This is a genomic window from Phyllobacterium sp. P5_D12, from assembly GCF_054049495.1.
This window is the reverse complement of sequence record NZ_JBFUMG010000334.1, coordinates 1-5022: the sequence shown is the minus strand read 5'-3', so window position 1 is coordinate 5022 and position 5022 is coordinate 1. Positions and strand designations below refer to the sequence as shown.

Below are 5022 nucleotides of genomic sequence, written 5' to 3'. Positions count from 1 at the left end.
GCATCACGTAATGCCACAACACTATTTCGGTTTGAACAATCAACAGGAGCCAGACATGGGACTATTTGATTTCGTTAAATCCGTAGGCAAGAAAATCGGCATCGGCGATGACGAGCCAAGTGCCGATGCGCTGAAGAAGGAACTCGATTCCCACAAGCTTGGTACTGAAAATGTCCAGGTAGTGGTTGAAGGTGACAAAGCAGTTCTGAAAGGCAATGTCACCAATCAGGAAGTACTCGAAAAGGCTATCATCGCCGTTGGAAATTCACTCGGCATCTCTAAAGTTGAGACCGAAGGGCTGAAAGTCGATGAAGTTACCACCGGCTCCGTCGCCAAGGAACCGGTGTTCTATACGGTAAAGAAGGGCGACAATCTGTGGAAGATCGCCGAGTCGCAGTATGGCAAGGGCAAGGGTGCGAAGAATACGCTCATCTTCGAAGCCAACAAGCCGATGCTTACTCACCCCGACAAGATTTATCCAGGTCAGGTGCTCAGGATTCCCGAACTCGGCTGATCGCATCTCCATTGCCGAACGGCCCGGCTCCCTATTGCGGCCGGGCCTTTGAATTTGAATAGTTGGATAGATGATGCTTTTGCTGGCTCCCGGCATTCGCTACTTCCCCGAACATTTTGGTCCGGCCGAACAGGCCGCGCTGGTCGAGGAGATCCGGGCTGTCGTCACGGAAGCGCCGCTTTACGTACCTGCCATGCCGAAAACCGGCAAGGAAATGAGCGTGCGCATGACAAATTGTGGTGTGCTAGGCTGGGTTACGGACAAGGAAGGCGGCTATCGTTATCAGGCACTCCACCCTGTGACGCAAAGGCCATGGCCAGCCATCCCACAGCGTTTGCTCGAACTCTGGCAGGAAGTCGGCGACTTTCCGCTTCTTCCGGAGGCTTGCCTCGTCAATTTCTATTCCGACACAGCGAAAATGGGCCTCCATCAGGATCGCGACGAGCAGAATCTGAACGCGCCAGTTGTTTCGGTCTCGCTCGGAGATGCGTGCCTGTTCCGCTTTGGCGGCACGAACCGCAACGACAAGACGCAGTCCATCCGGCTGTCGAGCGGTGACGTGATCGTGCTTGGCGGGGAAGGCCGCATGGCGTTTCACGGCGTCGATCGCATTTATCCCGGCACTTCGACGCTGTTGAAAAGTACGGGCCGCATAAACCTGACGCTTAGACGGGTTACAGCTTCCTGAGCGCAACCTCCTCGACCAAATGATTGTCACCCTTGCGTAGAATGAGATCAGCGCGCGGACGTGTGGGCAGAATGTTCTCCCGCAGATTCTTCAGATTGATGTTTGCCCAAAGGCTTTCGCCGATGGCCAGCGCGGAATCATCCGAAATCGTCGAATAACGATGGAAGAATGAGCTCGGATCCTTGAATGCCGTCTCCCGCAAGCGCATGAAGCGGCTGATGTACCAATTGTGTATCTGCTCTTCATCGGCATCGATATATATCGAAAAATCAAAGAAATCCGACACGAATGGCACCATTTTGCCGTCTTCGGGCAGATCGCGGACCTGAAGCACATTGATCCCTTCGAAAATCAGAATGTCCGGCGCATCTACGGTCTGATAGCGGCCCGGCAGCACATCATAGGTCAGGTGCGAATAAAGCGGCGCGTTGACGTTGCGCTGGCCGGCCTTGATCTGCGACAGGAACCGCAAGACCATGCCGACATCGTAGCTCTCGGGAAAACCTTTGCGCTCCATCAAACCTTTGGCTCGAAGGACCTCGTTCGGATAAAGAAAGCCGTCCGTAGTAACCAGATCGACCTTGGGGCTCGATGGCCAACGGGCGAGCAATTCCTTCAGTACGCGCGCGGTCGTGGATTTGCCAACGGCTACCGAGCCCGCGATGCCGATAATGAACGGTGTCTTGAAGGCGTCTCCGGTATTGAGGAATTGGCGGCGCTGATAGAATAACAGCTGGCTCGCCTCGACATGCGCCGACAACAGCCGCGACAGCGATAGATAAATTCTGCTCACCTCGTCGAGATCGATCGGATCGCCGAGAGAGCGCAGCCGCTTGACCTCATCATAGGTTAGCGTCAGTGGCGTATCAGCGCGAAATTCTGCCCACCTCTCGGCACTGTAGAACCGGTAAGGCGAAAACTCGCTGGGTGCCAACTGATCCACGACATCCTCTCCCGTCTGCCGTTCAAGAGCCGGAGCTTTAAACATGATCAGTCATGTCCTCGCGCGGCTTTTTCTTGGAGTCCGGTCTGCGCCGTTCTCCGCTGCAACTCTTCCAGCACTTCTCCGAGTTTCACGCCGGATATCCCGAGAACGACCAGAAGATGATAGAGCAAATCTGCACTTTCCGAAATAACACCCTGCCTGTCGCTGGAGACGGCGGCAATGACGGTTTCAATCGCTTCCTCTCCCAGCTTCTGACTGGCCTTGCCAATCCCCTTGGCATAAAGGCTGGCCGTATAGGATTTGGTGTCCGCTGACGTGGCGCGTTCCGCCACGATGCGTTCAAGATCAGCAAGGGTAAATGAACTCATTAGATCTAGTTCTCCAGTCAGCGGACAGGATCAAGGCGCATCGGGATACCCGCCGCTGCCATGTGGGCCTTCGCTTGCGCGATCGTATAGGTGCCAAAGTGAAAAATCGATGCGGCGAGCACCGCTGATGCGTGGCCTTCGAGAATGCCTTCAACCATGTGGTCGAGATTGCCGACACCGCCGGAAGCGATAACCGGGACACGAACCGCATCGGCAATCGCCCGCGTGACGGGAATGTCGTAGCCGATCTTCGAGCCATCGCGATCCATCGAGGTCAGCAGAATTTCGCCCGCACCAAGATCGACCACCTTGCGCGCAAAGGCGACGGCATCGATGCCTGTCGCCCGTCTTCCACCATGGGTAAAGATTTCCCAGCGCTCGGCCTCGTCCTCGCGCGATACCTTCTTGGCATCGATGGCGACGACGATGCATTGATTGCCGAATTTGTCCGCGGCCTCGGCAATAAAATCAGGATTATCCACAGCAGCGGTGTTGATTGATACCTTGTCGGCACCCCCCAGCAAAAGCCTGCGGATATCGGCGACGGTGCGCACCCCCCCACCGACCGTCAGCGGCATAAAGCATTGCTCGGCGGTGCGAGCCACCACATCGAAAATTGTCTCGCGATTGTCGGAAGAAGCCGTGATGTCGAGGAAGCAGAGTTCGTCTGCCCCGGCAGCGTCGTAGGCCTTCGCCGCCTCGACCGGGTCACCGGCATCGATGAGATCGACGAAGTTTACGCCTTTGACGACACGTCCATCCTTGACGTCGAGGCAGGGTATTACACGGGCTTTGAGGGTCATGCGGCGCGCTCCCTTGCATCGCGAAGCACCTTTAATGCTTCTGCAGGATTGATACGCCCGTCATAAAGCGCGCGGCCGGAAATCGCGCCTTCGAGCTTTTGTGCGTCGGGCATGGTCATGCGAACGACATCAGCGATCGAAGCCAGGCCGCCGGAAGCGATGACTGGGATCGAGACTGCTTCGGCAAGTTGCAGTGTCGATTCCCAGTTGATGCCCGTAAGCACGCCGTCGCGATCAATATCTGTGTAAACGATCGCAGCAACGCCAGCGCCCTCGAACTTCTTCGCCAGCTCGATCACACCGAGCGTTGACGCCTCGGCCCAGCCTTCAACGGCAACCTTGCCGCCTTTGGCATCGATGCCGACGGCAATCTTGCCGGGAAAGCACCTGCAGGCCTCGATCACCAACGCTGGATCGCGCACGGCAACGGTGCCGAGAATGACCCGCGACAGGCCTTTCGTCAGCCAACTTTCGATGTGCTCGAGGCTGCGGATGCCACCGCCAAGCTGTACAGGATTTTTCGTCGCCTTCAGGATCGCTTCGACAGCAGCTCCGTTGATCGATTGGCCAGCAAAAGCGCCGTTCAGATCAACCACATGCAGCCACTCAAACCCTTGATCTTCAAAAGCTTTGGCCTGAGCGGCTGGGTCGGCGTTGTAGACCGTCGCCTGATCCATGTCGCCAAGCTTCAGCCGCACGCACTGGCCATCTTTCAGATCGATTGCCGGAAAAAGGATCACGGATTCCACCTTAAAAAATTGGCGATGAGAGCGAGGCCCAGCGCCTGGCTCTTTTCCGGATGAAACTGTGTCCCCGCCATGTTGTCATTGGCTACGGCAGCGGTAACCGGCCCGCCGTAGTCGGTGACGGCGACGACATCATTTTCCATCTCGGCATCGAGAAAGTAGGAATGGACAAAATAGGCATGAAGACCTTGCGGCCCGGTCTTAATTCCATCGAACAATGGATGCGGACGGGTAAGCCGGATCGTGTTCCAGCCGATTTGCGGAATTTTCAACGCGGGATCGGATGGCACCATCTCGCGAACGTCGCCCTTGATCCAGTCAAAGCCAGTCGAAATCGTCTTTTCCAGCCCGCGCGACGACATCAGCTGCATGCCAACGCAAATCCCGAGAAACGGCCGCGCTTTTTCCACGGCTACTTCATGGATTGCCTCGACCATGCCGTTGACCGCATGGAGCCCACGGCGGCAATCGGCATAGGCGCCAACGCCCGGAAGGACAATGCGATCAGCCGTACGGACCCGGTCAGCATCGGCTGTCAGTTCGATGCTCGCATCAACACCACTTTCCCGCGCAGCGCGCTCGAATGCCTTTGTTGCCGAGCGGAGATTGCCCGACCCATAATCGATGATGGCCACGCGCATGCTCAGTTTTCTCCGCGGTGGCTGACGAGACCGACCATGCCGCTGAGCACCGGCTTGTGACTGACTTGCAGCGAAGGTACCGCAGGGCAGGCGCTCACAGATACTTCGGGTGATGAAACAAAGTTTTCGCCAAGGAACCAGGCCATTTCAGCATCGTCCGCATTGCGCGCATCGACAACACCGAGCAGGCTGAAGCCGCGACGTTCGAGGGCCGCGATGCGCCAATTATTGCCATCAAAACCTACGAGGAGCGAAAGCAACGCTGTGATAAATCCAGCCATGTCTTCATGGCCGGTATAGGTGCCCACTCCGGAAA

General features: G+C 56.7%; 7 protein-coding genes and 1 pseudogene. 2 read left to right on the top strand and 6 right to left on the bottom strand.

The window, feature by feature from the left end; all coding sequences use genetic code 11:
* The first annotated feature begins 55 nt into the window (after nucleotides 1-55).
* Nucleotides 56-514 carry a peptidoglycan-binding protein LysM gene (lysM, locus tag ACXJ5O_RS18655; protein WP_112524871.1) on the top strand — a complete coding sequence of 153 codons (459 nt, stop codon included), beginning with the start codon at nucleotides 56-58 and terminating at the stop codon, nucleotides 512-514.
* Nucleotides 515-587: 73 nt separating this feature from the next.
* Entirely contained in the window at nucleotides 588-1202 is a 615-nt protein-coding gene (locus ACXJ5O_RS18650) for an alpha-ketoglutarate-dependent dioxygenase AlkB family protein (protein WP_457301201.1), read from the top strand.
* Here the strand turns inward: ACXJ5O_RS18650 and coaA are convergent.
* The 6 genes and pseudogenes from coaA to ACXJ5O_RS18620 all read right to left on the bottom strand — a co-directional run.
* Complete coding sequence (coaA, locus tag ACXJ5O_RS18645; RefSeq protein WP_457301200.1) at nucleotides 1189-2190, bottom strand: type I pantothenate kinase; 1002 nt, start codon at nucleotides 2188-2190, stop codon at nucleotides 1189-1191. The two genes, ACXJ5O_RS18650 and coaA, sit on opposite strands and share 14 nt — an antisense overlap.
* A 2-nt stretch (nucleotides 2191-2192) precedes the next feature.
* Nucleotides 2193-2516, bottom strand: a complete 324-nt coding sequence (locus ACXJ5O_RS18640) for a phosphoribosyl-ATP diphosphatase (RefSeq protein ID WP_457301199.1) — start codon at nucleotides 2514-2516, stop codon at nucleotides 2193-2195.
* Nucleotides 2517-2533: 17 nt separating this feature from the next.
* A complete protein-coding gene (gene hisF, locus ACXJ5O_RS18635; protein ID WP_457301198.1) occupies nucleotides 2534-3319 on the bottom strand; it encodes an imidazole glycerol phosphate synthase subunit HisF in 786 nt (261 codons plus the stop codon).
* Nucleotides 3316-4059 (bottom strand): 1-(5-phosphoribosyl)-5-[(5-phosphoribosylamino)methylideneamino]imidazole-4-carboxamide isomerase, encoded by a 744-nt coding sequence (gene hisA / locus ACXJ5O_RS18630; RefSeq protein WP_457301197.1) that lies wholly within the window; start codon nucleotides 4057-4059, stop codon nucleotides 3316-3318. Before hisA ends, hisF begins: the two co-directional genes overlap by 4 nt.
* A complete protein-coding gene (hisH, locus tag ACXJ5O_RS18625; protein ID WP_457301196.1) occupies nucleotides 4056-4706 on the bottom strand; it encodes an imidazole glycerol phosphate synthase subunit HisH in 651 nt (216 codons plus the stop codon). The genes hisA and hisH overlap by 4 nt, the downstream gene beginning before the upstream one ends.
* Nucleotides 4707-4708: 2 nt before the next feature.
* A pseudogene (locus ACXJ5O_RS18620) lies at nucleotides 4709-5022 on the bottom strand (hypothetical protein); the annotation flags it as partial.

What these genes read in the sequence shown, in the direction of transcription:
- lysM (WP_112524871.1), top strand. Translation starts at nt 56, where the DNA reads ATGGGACTATTTGATTTCGTTAAATCCGTAGGCAAGAAAATCGGCATC.
- ACXJ5O_RS18650 (WP_457301201.1), top strand. Translation starts at nt 588, where the DNA reads ATGCTTTTGCTGGCTCCCGGCATTCGCTACTTCCCCGAACATTTTGGT.
- coaA (WP_457301200.1), bottom strand. Translation starts at nt 2,190, where the DNA reads ATGTTTAAAGCTCCGGCTCTTGAACGGCAGACGGGAGAGGATGTCGTG.
- ACXJ5O_RS18640 (WP_457301199.1), bottom strand. Translation starts at nt 2,516, where the DNA reads ATGAGTTCATTTACCCTTGCTGATCTTGAACGCATCGTGGCGGAACGC.
- hisF (WP_457301198.1), bottom strand. Translation starts at nt 3,319, where the DNA reads ATGACCCTCAAAGCCCGTGTAATACCCTGCCTCGACGTCAAGGATGGA.
- hisH (WP_457301196.1), bottom strand. Translation starts at nt 4,706, where the DNA reads ATGCGCGTGGCCATCATCGATTATGGGTCGGGCAATCTCCGCTCGGCA.